This window comes from Paenibacillus sp. fava2, assembly GCF_058313675.1.
Genome location: NZ_CM177755.1, coordinates 3,993,883 through 4,014,251, shown reverse-complemented (window position 1 = coordinate 4,014,251; position 20,369 = coordinate 3,993,883). Strand labels below are relative to the sequence as shown.

17 protein-coding genes are annotated in these 20,369 nt (G+C 41.4%); 8 read left to right on the top strand and 9 right to left on the bottom strand.

Going from position 1 to position 20,369, the window contains the following annotated elements; translation table 11 throughout:
- The first annotated feature begins 175 nt into the window (after nucleotides 1-175).
- A complete protein-coding gene (locus AC4G46_RS17320) occupies nucleotides 176-826 on the top strand; it encodes a FusB/FusC family EF-G-binding protein (protein ID WP_491123823.1) in 651 nt (216 codons plus the stop codon).
- A 63-nt stretch (nucleotides 827-889) separates the two neighbouring features.
- Here AC4G46_RS17320 and AC4G46_RS17315 read toward each other — a convergent pair whose 3' ends face one another.
- Together AC4G46_RS17315 and rpiA are read right to left on the bottom strand one after the other, a co-directional pair.
- A complete protein-coding gene (locus AC4G46_RS17315; protein WP_491123822.1) occupies nucleotides 890-1,858 on the bottom strand; it encodes a Gfo/Idh/MocA family protein in 969 nt (322 codons plus the stop codon).
- Between the two features lie 15 nt (nucleotides 1,859-1,873).
- Nucleotides 1,874-2,575, bottom strand: coding sequence for a ribose 5-phosphate isomerase A (gene rpiA, locus AC4G46_RS17310; protein WP_491123821.1), 702 nt, complete (start codon nucleotides 2,573-2,575; stop codon nucleotides 1,874-1,876).
- A 135-nt stretch (nucleotides 2,576-2,710) separates the two neighbouring features.
- Here rpiA and AC4G46_RS17305 point away from each other — a divergent pair, with 135 nt between their 5' ends.
- The 4 genes from AC4G46_RS17305 (at nucleotide 2,711) to AC4G46_RS17290 (ending at nucleotide 6,428) form a co-directional block, all read left to right on the top strand.
- On the top strand, nucleotides 2,711-3,670 hold the full coding sequence (locus AC4G46_RS17305; protein WP_491123820.1) for a sugar-binding transcriptional regulator: 960 nt from the start codon (nucleotides 2,711-2,713) through the stop codon (nucleotides 3,668-3,670).
- 334 nt (nucleotides 3,671-4,004) lie between these two features.
- Entirely contained in the window at nucleotides 4,005-5,276 is a 1,272-nt protein-coding gene (locus tag AC4G46_RS17300; RefSeq protein WP_491123819.1) for a BNR-4 repeat-containing protein, read from the top strand.
- Between the two features lie 188 nt (nucleotides 5,277-5,464).
- The gene (locus AC4G46_RS17295) at nucleotides 5,465-5,935 is read left to right on the top strand and encodes a DinB family protein (protein WP_491123818.1); all 471 of its coding nucleotides are present in this window, start codon (nucleotides 5,465-5,467) and stop codon (nucleotides 5,933-5,935) included.
- 46 nt (nucleotides 5,936-5,981) lie between these two features.
- Entirely contained in the window at nucleotides 5,982-6,428 is a 447-nt protein-coding gene (locus AC4G46_RS17290; protein ID WP_491123817.1) for a YdeI/OmpD-associated family protein, read from the top strand.
- 529 nt (nucleotides 6,429-6,957) lie between these two features.
- On the opposite strand, the gene AC4G46_RS17285 is transcribed toward AC4G46_RS17290, so the two are convergent.
- The 4 genes from AC4G46_RS17285 to AC4G46_RS17270 are packed head-to-tail and all read right to left on the bottom strand — an operon-like array spanning nucleotide 6,958 to nucleotide 12,101.
- Nucleotides 6,958-8,451 (bottom strand): TniQ family protein, encoded by a 1,494-nt coding sequence (locus AC4G46_RS17285; protein WP_491123816.1) that lies wholly within the window; start codon nucleotides 8,449-8,451, stop codon nucleotides 6,958-6,960.
- Between the two features lie 20 nt (nucleotides 8,452-8,471).
- Complete coding sequence (locus AC4G46_RS17280) at nucleotides 8,472-9,440, bottom strand: ATP-binding protein (protein ID WP_491123815.1); 969 nt, start codon at nucleotides 9,438-9,440, stop codon at nucleotides 8,472-8,474.
- Nucleotides 9,441-9,454: 14 nt separating this feature from the next.
- Nucleotides 9,455-11,437, bottom strand: a complete 1,983-nt coding sequence (locus AC4G46_RS17275; protein ID WP_491123814.1) for a TnsB C-terminal domain-containing protein — start codon at nucleotides 11,435-11,437, stop codon at nucleotides 9,455-9,457.
- Nucleotides 11,415-12,101, bottom strand: coding sequence for a Tn7 transposase TnsA N-terminal domain-containing protein (locus AC4G46_RS17270; protein WP_491123813.1), 687 nt, complete (start codon nucleotides 12,099-12,101; stop codon nucleotides 11,415-11,417). The genes AC4G46_RS17275 and AC4G46_RS17270 overlap by 23 nt, the downstream gene beginning before the upstream one ends.
- A gap of 155 nt (nucleotides 12,102-12,256) precedes the next feature.
- Here AC4G46_RS17270 and AC4G46_RS17265 point away from each other — a divergent pair, with 155 nt between their 5' ends.
- Complete coding sequence (locus AC4G46_RS17265; protein WP_491123812.1) at nucleotides 12,257-12,469, top strand: helix-turn-helix domain-containing protein; 213 nt, start codon at nucleotides 12,257-12,259, stop codon at nucleotides 12,467-12,469.
- 11 nt (nucleotides 12,470-12,480) lie between these two features.
- On the opposite strand, the gene AC4G46_RS17260 is transcribed toward AC4G46_RS17265, so the two are convergent.
- A complete protein-coding gene (locus AC4G46_RS17260; protein WP_167360578.1) occupies nucleotides 12,481-12,801 on the bottom strand; it encodes a Mu transposase C-terminal domain-containing protein in 321 nt (106 codons plus the stop codon).
- A 135-nt stretch (nucleotides 12,802-12,936) separates the two neighbouring features.
- Here AC4G46_RS17260 and AC4G46_RS17255 point away from each other — a divergent pair, with 135 nt between their 5' ends.
- Nucleotides 12,937-13,278, top strand: a complete 342-nt coding sequence (locus AC4G46_RS17255) for a helix-turn-helix domain-containing protein (RefSeq protein ID WP_491123811.1) — start codon at nucleotides 12,937-12,939, stop codon at nucleotides 13,276-13,278.
- A gap of 88 nt (nucleotides 13,279-13,366) precedes the next feature.
- Nucleotides 13,367-14,188 carry a non-homologous end joining protein Ku gene (ku, locus tag AC4G46_RS17250; protein ID WP_491123810.1) on the top strand — a complete coding sequence of 274 codons (822 nt, stop codon included), beginning with the start codon at nucleotides 13,367-13,369 and terminating at the stop codon, nucleotides 14,186-14,188.
- A 67-nt stretch (nucleotides 14,189-14,255) separates the two neighbouring features.
- Here the strand turns inward: ku and AC4G46_RS17245 are convergent, their stop codons facing one another.
- Together AC4G46_RS17245 and AC4G46_RS17240 are read right to left on the bottom strand one after the other, a co-directional pair.
- Nucleotides 14,256-18,359 carry a HigA family addiction module antitoxin gene (locus AC4G46_RS17245; RefSeq protein ID WP_491123809.1) on the bottom strand — a complete coding sequence of 1,368 codons (4,104 nt, stop codon included), beginning with the start codon at nucleotides 18,357-18,359 and terminating at the stop codon, nucleotides 14,256-14,258.
- Nucleotides 18,349-20,142, bottom strand: a complete 1,794-nt coding sequence (locus AC4G46_RS17240; RefSeq protein WP_491123808.1) for a hypothetical protein — start codon at nucleotides 20,140-20,142, stop codon at nucleotides 18,349-18,351. Before AC4G46_RS17240 ends, AC4G46_RS17245 begins: the two co-directional genes overlap by 11 nt.
- Nucleotides 20,143-20,369: the final 227 nt, after the last annotated feature.

Below are 20,369 nucleotides of genomic sequence, written 5' to 3'. Positions count from 1 at the left end.
CTTTTGAATTGCTCATTGGCTAGGCTGTCCTCATGCAGAGCCTAATCAGGGGCGATACTTTGCGTGGGGTGCGATAGAATAAGGAATTCATTCGCCCAAACTGGATTTTATCGTTTCTAATAATAGGCTTTGCACCGGTATGAATGCATCTATCATATCTAAGGGGCGAAAACCTATGAATACACCATTTATTAGAAACCATCAATTGAATGTGATTAAGAGACAAACGGAATTTGTGCAGAACACCTTGCGGACGGTTGCGGACCGGAGAGTGCTGGAGACGGTAAGATACCGTGCGGCTGTAACCGTTGTGGAGGCTTTTACAGGACTGACTATGGAGCAGCAGAAGATGCTGGAGCAGATTTCGGTGTTTGAGTCGGGGTATGATTTTCAGAGATTCCTGGATAGTCTGGAGCCGCTGATGGTTCCGTATCCTGACATTACGCTGAAGCAGATCCAGAAGCTGTTTCCCAAGACCAAGAAGCTGAGGGTGCCGGATCTGAGTACCATTGATTTCAGGTACGTCACTTATCTGAGCTGGGTAGATATAGCTGCCAATAAGCTGTTTATTATCTATCCGCATGATGGACAGTTTATAGGGATTGAGGGAAGGCTGATCCCCACGAACAAAAAGGGGTACTGCCTGTTCTGCAACCGGCATCAGGAGCTTGCGTTCCTCTCGGTGTCTACCAAGCCTGTACATGCCTCGCAAGACAATATAGCCTCTGTGGGGCAATATGTCTGTATGGACAATCTTGCCTGCAATCATAGCATCACGAGTACGGAGGCGCTCGAGAAGTTCATTTTATCTGTGCGAAAATCCTGATGATATTACAAGACGGCTGCCCTTAGCGGGCAACCGTCTTTTTGCTTTAATGAACCGCTCCGCTTACTCAAAGCTGTATTTAATACCCCATTGTTCTCTTAGCGAGCTCATAATATCCATTACATCCAGGGAGAGGGGGAGCGTATCACGGCTGCTTTTGCCGGTTAACCGGTTATGCATCTCGGTAATTTCATATTGCAGTGCCTTGGTACTGTCTCCGGCTACGATCTGTTCATGTCGCCCGTCCAGATACTGTATTGTAGCGCTGGAGGCCCGGGGGAAGTTATCAACTGTAATGAAGCCAAGCTCTCCCGCTACAATCCCGCGTTTAGGCATTTTTGAGCGCATGGTCAGTGCAATGACAGCCATCTCATCAGCGTTATTGTGCAAAAGAATGCCCGACTGTTCATCGACCCCGGTCTCAAACGGTTTAACTGTCGTCAGAATCTCATGCGGCTGCTCGGAGAGAAAATAACGGGCAAACGAAAGGGCATAAGTCCCGATGTCCAGCAGTGCTCCTCCTGCCAGGTCTTTGCTGAAGAAACGGTTGTTCACGTCATACTCTTTATGACTGCCGAAGGAGACCTGAATCATTTTAAGACGGCCGAGCACGCCTTCATCCAGCAGCTGCCGCAGCTTATGGTAAAGCGGCATGTGGTAGATGGTCATTGCTTCAGCGAGTATCAGCCTGTTTTCTTGGGCCAATTGCATCAGTTCACGCAGCTGTGTGCTGTTTACGGTAATCGCTTTTTCACATAGAACATGTTTACCCGCTGTCAGACTGTTTTTGATGTACTGGTAATGATGGCTGTGCGGCGTGGAAATGTAGACAACATCCAGTTCGGGGTCCGCAAGCATTGCCTGATGATCTCCGTAAGCCTTCTGAGCGCCATGACGGCCTGCAAAATCCTCCGCCTTCTCGATTGTTCTCGATGCAACTGCATATAAGGTCCCTCCCAAATCACGAAGCGCAACTGCAAATTCTGCGGCGATGGCCCCCGGCCCGATGATGCCCCATTTTAACTGTTCCATATGAACCCTCCATTCTTAATTGGCAACTCTGTTATTTTCGCGGAAAATCGACCGCACCCCATATTGTCCTGCTACAAGCACGCCCATTACTTCTTTTGTAAACAGTGAGGTTTCGATAACGCCATTGATCATCTTCAGACTGTTCTGCAAAACTTCAATGTCTAGCTTGGCGGGATCAGAAAACATCACGTCGAGCAGCAGATGCCCGTTGTCACTGATCGTATAACCGTCTTTTGCCGGACTTGTACGAACCGTACCTGTACCTCCAAGAGAGCTGACCGCCCGCTGAACATAGCCTAATGCGTCCTCCAGAATCTCCAGCACAACCGGGTGCCTGAAGGTCAAGCTCTCTGTCAGTTTGCTCTCATCCACGAGTAAAATATAGCGTTCAGCCATGCTGGCGACCAGCTTCTCTTTGGTATGAATGCCGCCGCCGCTTTTTAAGGCCATCAGCTGCTTGTCCACCTCATCGCACCCGTCAAAAGCTACAGAAATCTGCGTAACCGCCCCTAACGGAAGCATTGGCAGTCCATACTGGACACATAATGAAGCCGTTTCTGTAGAGGGGGTAACCACTTTAATCCGTCTGCCGGATTCATGAAGAAGCTGGACCAGACAGGCAATGGTGCTGCCGCCGCCAAGACCGATTATGGTATCATCCTGTATGTAGCCCAGTGCTTTAGTGGCGCTATTAAATCTCAACAGATCCTTATTCAAAGACAGCATCTCCCGGGTTCAGCTGAATGTTGCACATATGTGCTAAGTTATATAAAATGTGCTAAACTGAACGCATAGAGTATATAAGTGAACTTTTAATCTGTCAAATGTATTGCAGAAGACGGGAGCGATAGAATGAATCAGAAGGAAGAGCGGAAGCTTTTGATAAGAATTGCCCGGATGTATTATGAGCAGGATCTGACGCAGAGTGAAATTTCAAAGATTCTGGGCATTTACCGCACAACGATTAGCCGGATGCTGAAGCGGGTCCGTGAAGAAGGCATTGTAACTATAACGATTAATGACGAGGCAGCGGATCAGTTCTCACTGGAGCAGGAGCTATGCAGCCGTTTTGGACTCCAGGAAGCGATTGTAGTGACAGCCGAACCCGGCCAGCCCGGTGAGTTAAAAAGAAAAGCCATGGGTCAAGCCTGCGCCAATTGGCTGCAGCAAAGGGTGAAACCCAAAGATGTTATCGGGTTCTCATGGGGGAGCAGTCTGGCAGCAGTGGTGGAGGCTATGCATACGGATAATCAGCCTTTTGTAACCTTCATCCCGATGGTCGGCGGCCCTTCAGGCCAGCTGGACAGCCAGTATCATGTGAACACGATCTGTTATCAGGCGGCAGCGAAGTGGCGTGCGCGTTCCTTAATGATCGATGCACCGGCGATAACCGAGCAACGTGAGATCAGAGACCTGCTGATGCAGGCTCCATATTTCCAAAAAATCAGCGGCTACTGGGACGAAATTGACATCGCGCTGTTCGGTATCGGGTCAGCAGACATTCAGGGCGGTGAAGCGTGGAGAGGTTTTTACGGCGAAGCAATCATTAGCGAGCTTGAAAGCGGCTTGGCCGCCGGCGATATATGCTCACGCTTTTATAATAGTCAAGGTGTACCTGTTAATACCAGTCTGGATGGAAGAACGCTAACGATTACTTTAGGGCAGATCACGAAGGCGCGGCTGAAAGTCGGTGTAGCAGAGTCGATAGAGAAGGTCCCGGGGATACTAGGAGCTTTGCATGGCGGATATATGAATGTGCTGGTTACTACGGAGGAGACGGCACTGGAGCTTTTGGGGCGTGCGGGAGAATAGTTGCGGTTTATATAAAAGGAACATATGTTCTTGACCTGAAAAAAGTCCACTTTAAGAGTATATATAACTCGCGAATTTGAGCAAATTTACCGTTGCAAACATAATCCGAAGAGAAAATAGCGGGTATTTTAGCAGTTTTGCATGAAGGTGGGCAAAAGTGACGTTTTTCGCCATCGGGAACATATGTTCTATTCTGAGGAAGTCCGGGATTCGGGCTTTCTTTTTTTGCTGTAAATCTCCAGTACGTACAGCAATCTTGCAAAAGTACAGTAACATTTAAATAAGCGGCATGCTATTTTGAGCTTGCAGTAATCATATGAAGGAGGCGGAATAGTTGAACAAGCTGAGAAAATGGAAGCTAACTATTTTTGTTATGGCCATGCTGACTCTGATGCCGGCGGGAGCGGGAAATGCGGCACCTGTGCTGGAAGTCGTTCCTTTTCCCATGGATTCCAGTAATCAGGCCGGATGGTGGTCACCGCTTGCTACTTACGGGCTTGGTTTTGAGTACGCTTACATGGCTTATAATGCGCCGGGGTCCATTCCGGGTAAACACACGGTTGCTATTGCCAGACGGGACAACGACGGGAATTGGAGTAAGCTGCCGCTTATGGACGGGATTACACCTGCAGAGTATCTTGACGATTTGGGTCATAACCAGCCCTCGATGGCAAGAGACGGCAGCGGCCGGTTTCATGTATTCGCGTCCATGCATAGCAATACCTGGCGTTATTACCGGTCGGATACGGTAGGCGGGATTCCACAGAATCATTCAGATGAGCTGCCTCAGGGTATGACGGTAACGTATCCGGTGCTGACGACGGCTCCCAACGGGGATTTGTATTTGCTGGTACGTGCAGATAAAGATCCGGCAGGTAAAAGAGAGGCCGTGCTGTTCCGCTGGAACAACGCCGATTCGGTGTGGACTCAGGTCAAAGTCATTGCGGCACACCTTAACCGGTCTGTCTATCCGGACGATCTTGTTTTTGATGCCAACGGGGACCTGCATATTATATTCGAGTGGGCGTATTTTGCAGCCAGTCCGCTGCGTCACCAGCTGTCGTATTTGAAGTATAGTCCTGCAACTAACGAGTTTACGAAGGCAGACGGAACGCTGGTTGCAGCACCGGTAAGCCTGACAACAGCGGATATTGTACAGCCTATGGCTCCCGGAGAAGCCTATGTTCAGAGCGGCAGCGATCCCGGCGGTCCGGGTGTGCAAAGTGCAAAAATGACCGTGGATTCTGCCAATCGTCCGGTTATCGCTTACCGTTATCGTGAAGAGGGCAGTACAAGCTTTTCGGTCAAGCAGGCTACTTATGGCTCCGGGGGGTGGAATCTGCAGACCGTCTATAATGAGGCTCCAACTACAGCGGCAATTGATGTGACCTGGACGGGAAATACAGCAAGAATCTATTATGTAAAAAGCAGTGGAACAGACCGTGCCTTCATGGCCGTTAATACAGCAGGCACCTGGACAGAAAGCTCACTTGCACCGGGCATTCCAGTTGAGCGGCTTGCGGTTGACCGCAGTCCCAAGGGCGTAGATATTTTGTATCTGGTGGATGTGACGAATCTGAAGCTATATTACGGGCGTAATCAGTAAAATAGAAAGGAGGTGCCTTCACCGCGTTGTGAAGGTACCTCTTTTTTAAAATAAAAGGTAGATGATGCCTGTTAATGCATTATGGGTTCACAAATTCGCCAATTGCAATGCTGATTATTAGAAGGTTTACATTGTACGGATCAAGAATATAGTCGAAAAACCATTTTATGAGAAATGAGCTGATGAGAATGAGTGACAAGATGGTAAATGTCCTGAGAAGACAGCTTGAACCCGTAATGGAGATGCTTAAGGAACTAATCGGAGCCTGTCCGGATGACTTTTGGATGAATGCCAGGCAGCCTTATTGGAAGCATATTTTTCATGCCGCAACAAGTATGAAATTCTGGTTCAGACAGCAGCGGGAGGAAGTATTTCTAATACCTGATTTCGGCAAAAATATAACAGAAGCGCTGGATGAAGAGTGCTCCGATTACCCTACAAAAGAGGAAATGACAAAATACGTTGACGAGATCCTGGGCGTAGCTCGGGCCTACATGGATCAGCTTACAGATGACAGATTACTGGAGCCTTGCGTATTGTTTGAAGAAATTACTAAAACAGACGTAGTCCTGATGCAAATCCGGCACGTTCAACATCACATTGGATACTGCAACAGCATACTGAAAGCGAATCATTTGGAAGCGGTAAAATGGATATGAGAGCAGGAGTAGCGGGAAATAGCCTTAGTGAGGAGTGATTACCCATATGGTCTACGAATTCGACAGTGAGATTAAGCTGCTGGAAGGTAAAATGAAGTGGAAGGTCGTTTATTTTCCATACTCGGTACCCGACCTGTTCCATACAAACGGTAAAGTGACGATTCAGGTCAAGGTTGATGGCCATGAGTTTGACCACACACTGCTGCCGTCCAAGAACGGGCATTATTTTGTCTATAATGAATTTATGCGCAGGGCAGTACATAAAGAGCTTGGTGATACACTACATGTTATTCTTGAAAAATGTGATAAGAAGCATGAGATCCTTTTGCCGGAGTATCTTACAAGAGGCCTTGAAGATCACCAGCTGCTAAAATCCTTTCTGGAACAGCCCGATTATATAAAGCGGGAGCAGATAAACCACATTGAACTGGCTAAAAAGGAAGAAACGAAGCATAACCGGCTGCAGGCGCTGATGAACAAGCTTAGGAGTTGATCGATAAGCTTAAAGTTGATGGATTAACGTGAAAGCGTATAAAGTCCATTGTTCGAAAATTCACAAAGTCCCGCAATTCATTAAAGCTGAAAGCGGGACTTTGTGAGCTGGATAAGGTGAAAATTTATATAAGTGAGATAATGCTTCAGTACAGATTTACATAATCTGATTGGCCAGATCGGGCTAACTATAATGTGACCTGGATATTTAAAGTTGCAGAACCAACAAACAAACCTGTAACCAAGTAAGCAAACGATAAAAATATTAATCAGAGAAAAGAGCAAAGCAATTGCATAACATGTTAGCAAAGAACATGCAATTAGCTAAAACCTGGTTTTAGCCAAACACGGTTAAATCAGGCGCAATTCAAGCTACTCCGGTTTATTTACTCACTACTTCCTCACAAAACCCGTATTTTGTACATATGTGTCGGAGGACAAGAACATAGTCTCTTGTAGGACAAGAACTTGGTCCCATTGCCGATTAATCCCCTATTTTGGCCACAAAAAAACAACTCATTCGAGTTGTTTTAATAATCGTGCTTCTTTATATATGAACTAACGTAATTAATCAATACATAATTCTTTGGATATTCGATGGATATCCGTGCCGGTACGTAGGATTTCATTTTTGAAATAGCTCTCTTTTTTCTTAAGCTATGATTTGGGCATTCATATTCAATGTTTTTTTGGTCGAGTGTATTCTCATAGTACATCATGAAGTTTATTCTTTTAACACTCAAAACATTTACCTCTTGATATTTAAATGCAATTTTGAAGTTAGCTTTTGTGTCCATGAGTATCTTATCCCAGTTGGTATTTTTTTTATCATTAACTAAAATATCTTCTGAATGTTTTAGACACTCGTAAAAAAACATTAGACTAAATCGATATGTCCATTGTTCTTGGATCCATTCCAATGTATCCTTATTTATCTTTTCCCCATGATTCTGTAGTACATATTCTTCCAATAATAATTTTATGTCATCAGTTATTGCACTTGTAAGCAGCTCATAACCAAATCGTCCTCCACTTCGGGCTACATCATTTATTCGAATATCTGAACGATAAAAACGTTCAGTTTTTAAAAGGGTTTTACGCCAGTTGACATAGGCATAAGCGTATGGACAAATATCAGGGAAGTCTTCCCCATCATTTTTTAATAACTGCCAAAATTGTTTTATGCAATTAGAGTGTTTCCATAATACGTTCTTTCTTATGTGTCGATCAACAGTCTGGAAGGTATCAACATTATTATTGTAAAGCTCTTTATTAAATTGAGTTGAATAATAAAAATCATCAATAGATATTTTATTATTTTCTTTTGTGAAAGATTTTTTAGCTAGATAAGAATGAAAAACAGATAGAATATTTAGGTTCCCAAATTCAGGTAGAATCAAAATTCTTCCGTCCTCCTGATTGGTGTTTGATAACGATAACCAATGTAATGTTGCAGAATCTACTATCTTAAATTTTGTGTTCCAATTTTCCCAGAGTGTACTAGAAAAATCAGCGAATTCAAAGCCGCATTTACAGGAAAAAGCGTTTCCAAAAAATCTGTTGGAAAATACAAACGGTATATTTTTTTTACACCGTGCACAGGTATCTTCTAATTTTACATTGTGAAAAGGACAATGTTCCAAGAGTTTAAATTGATGTAACCAACTATGATGTCCGTAAGATATGCATTGGTCACACCAGCGTAAGTTTTTCGAAAACCAGGATGTAGTTGGGAATCTATTACTGTGGAGAGGATTAGTTAGTGATTGTATTGATTGTTGAGTAAACTTAACTAAATTCAGTCCAAAAATCATTTCTAAGATCGACTCGTCAAAACTTCTAAGAGAAAACAGATCAATTTTTCGATCCCCTTTTTTAGGGTTGATTTTATTCCTCTCAATACTATTACCGGAAAGTTTAAAGATATCGTCTCTACTTACGCGATTTGCGAATGACAATTTCTCGAATATAGACCATGGAGTCTCGTATTCATGAACCCATTCATTTCTCCAGATTGCTTGCATTCACAACTCCCCCATTCAAATTAAACAAGGGCCATGTAGATTTCTGACTCTACATATCCCGACATTTCAATTGCTTCCCTCCACTGTGCTTTGTTAATCCAGTAGTGTTGATCTCCATGTACCCCATATTTTTTCAAAGCATTCTCAATTGTGAATGAGAAATATTCCATGGGTATTTCCAACGTTGCAGAAACCCCATGTTCCTTTCGTAAATCTGCGAATAGCTCAAATAACATTTTTGCTTCGTTCTCTAATCGTTCCTTCTTTTTATAACCTTCTGGAAAGAAATATTGACTGAAGCTCCACCCGCTCCCTTCTGGATAACAAGAGACTTCTGGAGAATCGTAACCACCTAGAATCAGCTGCATATCTTCCCAGGTTCTAATTCCATGAAAGTCATGTTCATGTGTCATAAATCGACCAATAATTTGAGATCTTTTTTGCTCCAGAAAAAAAGTTCGTCTTGCAAGGAGTTCTTCTTGTCCAACAGATATAACAGTCATTGAGATTTTTTTCTGAACAAGCGCATTGTAGATATCCATCAGCCAATTGTAATGAGCCTCTGTGAGCCGGTGTGCTTCGTCAATGATGAGTACTAAACGCCGTAGTTTTGATTTTTCTGCTTTTTCAAGCATAAAGTTTACAATCTGTCTTCGTAATTCCGATGGATTTCGTTTTGATGTAAAAGGAAACTTAAAGTCACTAAGGAGATCTGAATAGAACTTCTCCTCACTTGGTACACGGTAAGAATTACAATTGGCTAAGAGAATAGGCAAGGGTGCGCCAAAATTTGTAGGTAAATGTTCAATAGCAAAACGTAAAGCCCATGTCTTCCCTATTCTCGGCCTACCATATACAATCATTCCCGGGAGACGATTATTCACGATTCTCATCATACTGCCCATTAGGCGTAAAACTTCTTTTGTCGGAATGATGTAGTCACCTGTTTCAATTGGATGTGTTCCTATCCGTACATGAGGTATTTCCATAACAATCCCCTTACTTATAGTTTCGTTTTATACAACTTCATTAAATCTTTATATTCAGCATATTCCTTAGTAGCTTGTTCTTTCTTTGTATGCTCTCTGGCTCTTTCAAGAGCAGCATTTCGCTCTTCAGCTTTCACTAATGCGTCTATCTGGCCTTCAGGTTCATTGACCGTTTTTCTTTTTTGGGCTGATTCTTTTACCTGCGTAAACTTGTTTGCAGCTCCCCTCTTTCCATTTGTCGCATTCGTTCTTAGGTACTCAGTGTAAATAAATATCGGGTCATCCCAAGTAGTAAGATAAATTAAACGCCGTCGAACTAAAGAGTTTATTGCTTTACGTGTCTGTAACGAATGAGGAGTAATAGACCACTTTCCGACTGCAGTGAGATAATCAAATTCACTTCCATCTGGAAGAAATGTCCTAATCGTTCGCAAATCATCTACATTCATATGTATGATGAGTTCTGTATTAAGCAGATGCGCTGATTGGCTAAGCTTATCGCTTCTGTACTCTACTCCCTGATACTGGATGTATGGTTTCTTACCGGATTTTAATGAACCTCTGATCGTAGCTGATTTTGTTACTTGCATAAATAACACCTCCTTGCGTAATTCTTCTTCTAATTGTCTCGGTAGTAATCCGGTGTTCAAACGTTTTCCAAGAAGTTCAAGGGGCGTTTGATGATATATTCCTCCATGGGGCTTACCGTTGTAATCAGATATAAGGATATCAATGAGTTGTTTCAGATGATCAAAGGTCATTTTGTATCTAAGAGCTTTCTCTTCGGGATCAGTTCTCCGCGGATCATGGGGATTACTACCCGTTGTATTGGGGAGCCGGTGAAAACCTGTTTCCTCCAAGATTTTAAAAAATCGTTCAATAATCCCTCTTCTCATTGGTAATGCTACAGGTCCTAAATTAATATCACATCCAATCAGATGTTTAAGCCGATCTTGTACTAAATTGGCTAAGTGAGATTTTGCATTATCAAAGCAAATTACATCCCAAACAGCCCAGGCTGTAGAAGATGGATAAACCTCAGAAGGGAAACCACCGGTTTCATTATATTTGAGCTCATCTATAGCGATCGTAACTTTTTCATGTGGAATCACAGCATTTCGAAAGCAATGCATTACGTCAATTGCGCTATATTCTTTGTTTAAGCTAATGGCATATCCTAGAACAGCTCTTGTAGCCACATCAATCAATGTTAATATCCAAAAGCGTTCAAGCACGACTGGAACCAGGTCACCTTCTGGGGTCATAACTTCAATAATAAAAAAGCCATCAATACGATGAGCATCAAATTGTACTTTTTGATATGGGTGCAATGTAGAAGGGTGGTTCTGTTCCCCTTCGCCAGTATGTTTAGCCTTTGTAATGGCATCTTGTCCATATCGAGACTTGCCCTTCCCGAAATAAAGACAGCTTAATTTGCTTAAGTACCTTTGCAGTGCCTTAAATCCCAAATGATCAGTATTAAAGGGATATTGGTTTAAGGGAATACCTAAACTTCTGCATTCTTCTATAAATTTCTTATGAATATGATGGGGTTTCATAGCTGGTTCTAAGGTGCGGCGGTGGTTCCCGAGGAACAAATCTTTAATTAATTCTTGGAGAGTTGGGAAAGTTTCCAGTAGAAGCTTAAATTCACCTGTTTTTCTGCTCGGATTTTTCTTCTTACTTGTTAAATTGAGTTGATAGGATTTGACTTTTTTTTGAGGAATTAGTGCTCTGAAACCCCAAACGAGACCATCATCTGAAATAGAAATGCACCGCTGTACGAGTCTTCGCAGATTCTTGGGGTGAACTCCTGTCTGCAGATGAATATATTTTAGCTCAAACCCCTTGAAATAAAGTACAACAGCATTTTTGCGCATTATATAAATGTCTCTCTCCTCTTTAGAAAAGAGCATTTCATCCACTATTGGCCATAAATCAGGATTCGTTTGCTCTGGAAGTAGATGTGGGTTTTCAATGATTCTTGTTCGGCTCAACCTTCCACACCTCCATATCCAAATTCCAAATTGCTGAGTCTAAGTCAGCGTTGATAGACCCTACATAATAAAGCCAATAACAAGCCAAAAACACATCGTATGAACCTAAGTTCATCAAATTTTTACCGAGATTTTTGATACTTATCTTGTGGTTACCAATACTATCGGAGACATCCTGAAGAAAATGCGGTACTTTTTGATTTGTTATACTCTTTAAAATTTTCAACCGGTTTTCTATTGCATATGGGCCTGTCCTGATGTATTTCTCTGTTCTTACTTCGTGTAGTACGTCATTAAGACGGCACCATTCCCTCTGTGCTTCAATCTGCCGCATGGTAACATCGTACTTCCGGCTAGTTGGTTTCAGGTCTTTCTCATATTTCACTTCAATAAAAATCCGAATACCATCCTTATGAAGCGCACACATATCAAATATTGTTTTATGTCGTTTTTCATTTAGAACATAATTGATTTCTAATGGTTGTTCACAATATTCGATCACATCTGGAGTAGTCTCCATTCTCACCCAATGGTCATATTCTAGATCACTATAGAGAATTACATCTCTGTCTACTTTAAGTCCCCTACTGTTCCAGTAGTTGCTTCCATACTTCTTACTTCTGGGCATTACAATAGGGATATAAGGTAACTGTCGATTTTTCATTTAACGTTTCATTCCTAAACCTTTTTGATTTTATACATCTGTATTTCCTATTTGTATAACTTTTAATCATAGGCTCGAAAGTTGAAAATAACGTTCTATTTCTCTTGTAATCCGGCAATACTAGGGTTAATAGATTACGAGAGGAGTCCTTAATTATGAACAGAACATCATGTTACAGAGAGATTGGTGATTTAATACGCATAAACAGAGAAAAGCTTGGATTAACTCAAGAAGCTTTATCAATAATGATTCAACTCTCCAGACCAACCATTACAAACATCGAGGCTGGTCGCCAACCAGTAAGAATTCATTACTTGTATCGAATTGCTGATGCCCTCAAAATTTCTATACATGACTTAATGCCCTAAGTAGGTTATCTCTACTCTTTGCTGTCTCCCTTCAGCCTGGTTTTCAATAATTGAACTGCTTCAAAATATAACTTTTGGATATCTGAATTAATCTTATAATCGCTCAAACTTATTGCGGAAGCATTTATTACTTGATATAGATGTAATATATATATTTCTGAAACATCTATAGGGTCGTAAATAATGGGGACCTTCCACTCCCCCTTTTTTAGTGCTCTTTCAAACCAACCAAGCTGAATCATCTTACCGTTTGTATAGTATAAATCATTAAATTTAATTCCTTTAGCAGTTATATAAGCTACACTAACTTCCAAACGCTCTGTTATTTGCACCTCCATCACCTCATTAATACTATCGCCAAATCCGAAATAAATAATACGTATACATATCAAATTCATCAAATGACTTATATACATACATGTATCGCTTCTTCCCCATTGTTTACACTTACATCAAGAGGTGTAACAATGGAAACTTCCGTAATGAAGAAGATAGGACAGCGTGTCCGTGATATCCGGAAATCAAAAGGTTTGTCACAAGAACAGCTGGGTGAAAAGGCCGGCTTTCATTTTTCCTACATAGGCGGCGTCGAGAGAGCAGAAAAAAATATTACCCTAATCAATTTAATTAAAATTGCTGACGCATTAGAGGTACCTATTATCGATCTGTTCTCCTATACAAGACATCAAAAATCAGTGCTAAATGAAAAAGACATCATGTTAAATCAATTGGTTGATATCCTGATGAGCTTAAAGAAAAGCGATCTTCGCAAAGTCCAACTATTCTTAGATGAGTTTATCGAAAAATAGAAGTATGCCGTAGCCTCGCCCTGGATTGCGGTTTATTTGTTTATAAATATGGGAATGAATTCCTAATAAATATTAGGAGGGATTTTCTATGCATACCATATGGAAGGGTGCCATCAGCTTTGGGCTCGTACATGTACCCGTCAAACTCTATGCAGCAACCGAAGAGAAAGAGATTGCTCTTCAATTGCTTCATCGTAATTGCCATGGATCAATTAAAAATCAGAGGTTTTGTCCCTCTTGTGGTACTTCCGTAGAACAGGAGGCAATTATCAAGGGCTATCCAATTGATACAAATCAGTATGTAACTTTTGAAAAAGAAGAATTGGATAAAATTCAAGATGAATCCAGCAAAAGAATTAACATCATTGATTTTATTAAAGAGGATCAGATTGACCTGATGTTTACTCAGAAAACTTATTTCCTTGGTCCGGATACCCATGGAAGTAATGCGTACTTCTTATTTCTAAAGGCTCTTGAGACTTCTAAACGATTGGCAATAGGCAAACTTACTCTTCGCTCAAATACGAAACTATGTGTAATGAAACCTCTTAATGGGAATTGCATTCAACTGGCCACCATGCATTACGCTAATGAGATTAGACCGATCACTAATGTCCCAAACTTATCAAACAGTACTTCGATTGATGAAAACCAACTGAAGCTGGCCTTACAGATAGTTAAGGGGATGTCAGGTAAATCGGATATAGCCTCTCTCTCCAATCCTGAACAAGAAAGACTACAAGCAGCTATACAGTCTAAGATTGCTGGTCAACAGATCATCTCTAAACCAACACAAGAAGCTGAGGTAGTTATTGACTTACTGGAGGCGCTTCAGAAAAGTGTTAAAATGAGTAAGAGCAAATCAAAGCCAAGACAAGTTGCTCAGAATAGTGAAGAAAAGTTAGGGTGAACAGAAAAGAAAGCTCATCGGTTGAGGAGCTTTCTTTTTGATAATAAACACTTAATGAACATTACTATTACTCAATTCTTTTTAGAACATCTGCTTCTGTGTCCTGCCATTTGGCTTCGTGTTCGTATGCTTCAGCTACATCTTCGAGAACTCTCCCGACAAAGGGATAGTCAAAATATATACGTTCTGCCAATTCATGATACTTAGTGGCTAGTTCTCGTTCTTGTTTTCCACCTTCGTCGCGCCATACAACACCTCGAGAATTCATTATCCCAATACGAAAGCCTGTTCGAATTCCGGAAGATGAAAACTCCTCCATCGCCTCGCATATTTCTTTGCACGGCCATAATCCGTGTTTTTCAGGTCCCCTTGAAAGCAATTGTCCAACGTACTGTTCTCCAATTTCGGTACGACCATAAACACCACATAGATGTCTAACCTCGGCAACCCATGCTTTTAATGCAACAACATCAATTTCACCATCTTCGTTAGTGCCAGGTATCATTTTAATCTGCTCGAGCAGGCGATAAGCTACTGATGCAAGTAAAGATCGCTGTGCCGAGTCTTCGATTACCCATTCTTTCGGGTCCTCTCCTTCTCCTCTTCTTTTGAAGCAAAGTACCATAGCTTGAACAAATAATAGTGGTGATGTGGAAATTAAATGTTCAAGATTCGGAATTTCGTGTTCTTCATCACTGAGAATGTCAATAAACTTAAACTCTAAACGTGCCATTTCTTCGACAGTTACTTCTGATCGTCGATCAAGAGAACTTAATGCCTTAGAGATATGGTATCCACTTAATCTATATGGACCTGCTGGTTCATTATCATCATTACCAATGGTATACAATAGCCGTATAAGCCGAGATGTATCAATATATTTAAAATTCATATGGATAGCATGAAAAGCTGCTCGAGGGCGCTGTGCAACCAAAAGACAATCAACGATCTCATTGTAATGATCAGGAGAATGATTTCCCCAGACGGGAAAAACATTTTTCCAATAAGCTGCATGAAGTCCTTCATTTCCTTCCAGGAGACACCAAGTCGATCTTTCAAAAGGTGCATTTAGGAATAATCTCTCTCGATGATTAGTAGATAATTCTTGGGCTGTAAGTCGTAGTAACTCATTGCGTATATCATCTTTTATCCCCAACAAAAATCCTCTTAGGCTCCAATCGGTTTTTATTTGATAATCCTCGTTTAGTGAAAGTAATTGCTTAATGAATCCCTTTTGTTCCTGGACTTCTGTGACAACGGATGTTGCATATTGTCCGATAACGATAGAAGCATTGCTATCTATAATGAGCTGTCTAACTCCTTCAAAACCAAATTTGTTCCAAATTTCTTTGATAGCCTCCTGGCGCAAACGGCTAATTTGCTCTTCATGTTTTGCAAAATCGTAGTTTTCATCTTCGATTTCATCATTTGATTCGAGTATCCATTGATCAGCAAACAGCCAGGCATACCGAATAATCGGATTTTCTGGTTGAAGGAGATCGTATGATTGACGAGCACGATCACGTGCTATTTCACTAAGCTTTCGCTTGCGGCTTACTCGAGTAAAAGCATACTGTCGTATGTATTCACGCAATATGGCTTTGGCGTTTTCATTAGAGTTTTTTGCCCATGAATCAATTAGATCCCAAATTTTATTCTGATCTTCCTTGGGAATTCCTTGAAGACATTTAATCAGATCCCCGAGTGTCTCCTCGTCATGAGATGGCCAAGCTATTAAAATATCCAAAGCTTTTCGGTTAAAGGTATATCTTTCTTTATGCGTAACAACTTGCCCGGCACCTGATGCATCACCGCGCCAGTTGGGTTTATAGCTATAGCCTCCTATATGGGAACCGGGTTCAATTTGGTCGATGCAGATCTCCCAACCTATATCCGGATAACGTTTAATAATATTTTCTAGTACCTTCAACCTCTGTTCCACAGGTGCGGCTGTTTGGGGCATCCAAGCCCTGAAAATTGCATGCAGGCTATTTATGGGTTTGTTTACCCAATTATCTTCTATTTTCACCTTAGAGAGCTGAGCCAATATTGCCGCTACACGCCATAAATTTTTCGGGCTCCATGCAAGGGATTCCAAGCCCCAGAGAAGTCCGGTTCGTGCAGGGCTAACCCCAAATATGCTGGTATCAACAGGCTTGAGAAGATCAATTATAACGGGGGCACTGTGTTTTAAGTCCATCTCTACGATATGCATGAATTCTTCTGGAGCTGCCTCTGCATAACGAGGAAGATCGTCACTATGCGAGAGTAGCTTTTCTAATGTCAGAGGCGTTAATAGCTTTCGGACTAATGTGATAACTTGATATTCTACATTAAGACCTAGTCGACTATAAAACAGATTATTTCCATGAACTGATAAGAGGACAAGTGTTTCACAGATGCCTGTACGCAGTGCACTTGAATGGGAGCGTGTTTTGTTGTAAAGTGAGGCAGCCCACCGATCTTTCTCAGGCAACTCTAAGGCGGGATTTATCTCTACTAATACGTATTCAGCAGCGATGAAGAAGCGATTAAGATCTGCAGCAGTCATGACATGGGCAATTGCAAACATTGCGTCAAGTTTTGAAGCTACACCTCGATATTCACCTACTGACCATACCGGACTATCCTCTAACTTAAGCAATAAAGCTATATCATCTTCAATTGTTTCATAACTTTGATCCGCTATACTTGATAATATTCTTTGATCACCCTCTGGTTTAGAGTGCCAGGCACCGATTAATACCATGGGTACAAGTGACTTTGCTACGTTATTATTACGCGCCCAATCCGGTTTACGGATTGCAGCATTGTTTGAAAGGCGCCGGCGTAGAATCGTTGGTGATCGTCCCGATTCCCTACCCAACCGATCAATATCGCTATCTGTAATTCCCATTGAGGTTAATGCTTCTTTGAAAGTCTCATGACTAAGTAAGTCAAGTTTGACATCAGGATTGATATCAACGACATTGCGAGGGCGGTATAATATACAATGAAGCCGGCGGTAGGTATCTATAAGTTCGGACTCTGCAGCGTCAGAATAAACGATTGGTATAAATGTTAACGCTGAAGAAACGAGGACTTTTAGGGCATCTGGAGAAGTGAAAACCGCCGATAAATCCTTATAAGTACTCAGTTCTTTATCATCGAATAAGCATGCCAAAAAAGCTAGTGCCTCTATGTGAGAATCAGCAGTGATAACAAACGGATTATTGCTAGGTTTTTCAAGCCAATTCTTAAAGGCGTCTCGATGCAAAGCAATCGAAGGAGCAAATAATGCAGGCGTAAGATGGGGATCGCTAGCATTTGCCCAGCGGTTCCATGCTTGATTCAACGTCTCATAACCACTAGTCGTTAGGTTAAGTTGTTCCGCAAGCCAAATCTGCGCCGGCACAGAGTGTTCTAACCATTGTTCAAGATCGTTTGAATCAAATACCCTGACATGTTTCCACTCCCCAGCCGCATTTTTTTCTGTCTCCCACTTTTTTGAATCGGGCCAATTTCGAGGCGTTACAAAAACATATGTGCTTTGTTTTCTTATATTAGAGTCAATAGAACCTAACCGAGCATCAAAATCCTTCCTTGCCTTTACCAATGGATCTTTATCGGTCCCAAACTCCCAATATGAATTACCACTAGGAATCCAAGGCGTTGCAGCATTAGCTTGGACGAAGCCATCGGAACCCCTACGTTGCGAGTTGTCGTAACCCGGGAAATTAACCTTGATTAGTCCGTTGCCAGTTGAGTGCACCAATTTTCTCAACAGTACAGGAAGCAGACTTCTGGCTTCTAGGTTTCGCTCGGCCCATTCTTCTATTTGCCTTGCTTTGATTGTCAAGAAATTGGGAACAAATGTCGAGATGTCCTTAACCTTCCCATTTATCGCACATTCCTGTTGATCGTAAGAGGCCTGCATTTCAATTAATAGCTTACTGTTTGCGCCAAATGTGTTCTCCATGCGAACTGCCAAATCGGGAGTTAATGATGAATCGCCATTAAGAAGATCAGATAATAATGACAGATCTATCCCTAATCGTTTAGCGGCTTCTACATCAGATATTTCGAAAGGAATAATCGTTTGACGCACATATTTACCTGGGTGGCTACTTATAGTCCCTCTTCCTTTCTTATTTAGAATTGCTTTTTTTATTACATACGCACTAATAATCAAATCCCATCTGCTCTTCCCAGCTGGGATTTTTAATCGATCTGGGCTTCAAATGACTACTTCCTCGCTTGTTCTTTTTTTGGATTTCTATTTGCTTTCGGTCAAAAGGAAATTTAAGGTCCATAAACCAAGTAGGAAGTCCATTCTTAAATAGATTACGTTCAAGTTGTGGACGCTTGCTTGGTGCTAATGAGACATAGGATTCCCAAATAGTTTCCTGACTTTGTATGATATCAATCGATGGTCGTTTTGAAGCACGACCAACAATAAAATCTAAGAACTCCAAGACCTCGATTTGGTTCAATCCGTAAATATCCATAGGATTTTCTAGCTTCATACCGTGTAAAGGTAACAATTCCTCAATTTCATCCAGTACCTTGTTTTTAGGATGTTGCTTTCCTGCATTACCTTGAGAATCGTTGAGCCCTTTTTCCGATAAGTCCTCGTCTAATCCACGAAGAAGGTGATCGATGTAGGATTTTTCTTCTTCTTTCATTCTTTTGATAAAATCATTATGTGCTAAAACGAATTTCTCATCCTCAGTTAAGGATTCATGAGACTCACTCTTTACAGCTGCTTCGGAGATACTTCGCTTGATTTCTGTCAATCTTCTCTCCTCTTCTTCAGCTAAGCGCGTTTCTTCCACGATCTCCTGTAATAAGTCGTTCCTAGCTTTCTCTTGAGCATTCCAAGTTTCCTTGATTAACAACAATGGATTGAGTGCTTTATTGGCTTCTTCACCTAAGAGCTCTTCGATCTCAAATACAAAATCATGGGCAAAAGGTATTTCTTCTAAGCTATTCTCTTCAAGACCTTGGATCTGGTGTATACCAGTGTCATAATTTCCTGCTGGGACACCGTTCGTAGTTTCTATCTCTTCATGCTTCTGAAATCGTTTAAGGGGGGTTAGTCTAATGGTAGGCACGATATCTTTGTCAGCAACCCTCGTTATTTTATACACGTCATCATGGGAAGTCCAGTGCTGTTCTCGTAGGATTGCAGACATTCTCCGATGTTCGTTTTGTGGGTCTCGCCGAATTAAATAAACATGCCCCTTATAGTTAATTGCTAATACATAGCCATATTCGTTCATTAGTAAGGTGAAGATTTTACTGTCCTTACCTGTAACTACAAAGTAATTTTCATCACCAGGTTCTAAGGGTTTAGATTCATACTCACCGGTTAAGGGATTAAAAATGCTATTTGTAGTTCCTGTATAACCTGTGAAGAAATTATCTAACAGTAAAACCCATGCTGTCGGAACTCCTTCAGTATAGTAGGCATTTATTTTCTTGGTCAGTGTGGCTAGGAGACCTGAAGAAGCTTGTACCTCTACAACGAGCTTTAGTGTGGGGGTTCCGTCTTCCCCAGCAAATGCGGCAACATCAGCTCTTACTCTCTTTCCTTCAACAATATGCCGATACTCTTCTTTTACCACATATCCAGCGTCCTTTAATTTAGTAAACAAAAAACGTTTAGTTAGCGCATGTGGTAATGATTCTGCAAAATGACAAGCATTTTTATTTGAATGATAAAAGTAGGGACTTTTATTTTGATATTGCGCGTCATCTTTTATCCTGAGATATCCTTTATTAAAATACATCCGTTCTTCGCAAATTGGGCAAATGAGAGGAATACTTAAAGATTTTATCTTAGCAATTTCACTAGTTTTGATAACTTCAGCATCTAATCTTATAAATCGATGCTCATTCATTTCTTCAAGAACACCACTTTGAGTAAGTTGCTCCCAATTCTCGATAAATTTGAAAAATGCATATTGCGCCATAACATGCCCCCTAAAGTAATAATACTCTATATACTTACATTATATCGACAAAACAATGGATTAATCTACCATGTGTAATCGTGGAGATACAACGCATTTAATGAGGCTGCTTAGTGAAGCAGTCGTTATTCATAAGTGGAAGAAGAATAAGAAGCAATATTAAGTCAAATCATCACTGGATGCCTTTTATCTATCAACAAGTAGAATCAGCTTATTCAGGTGTTTGC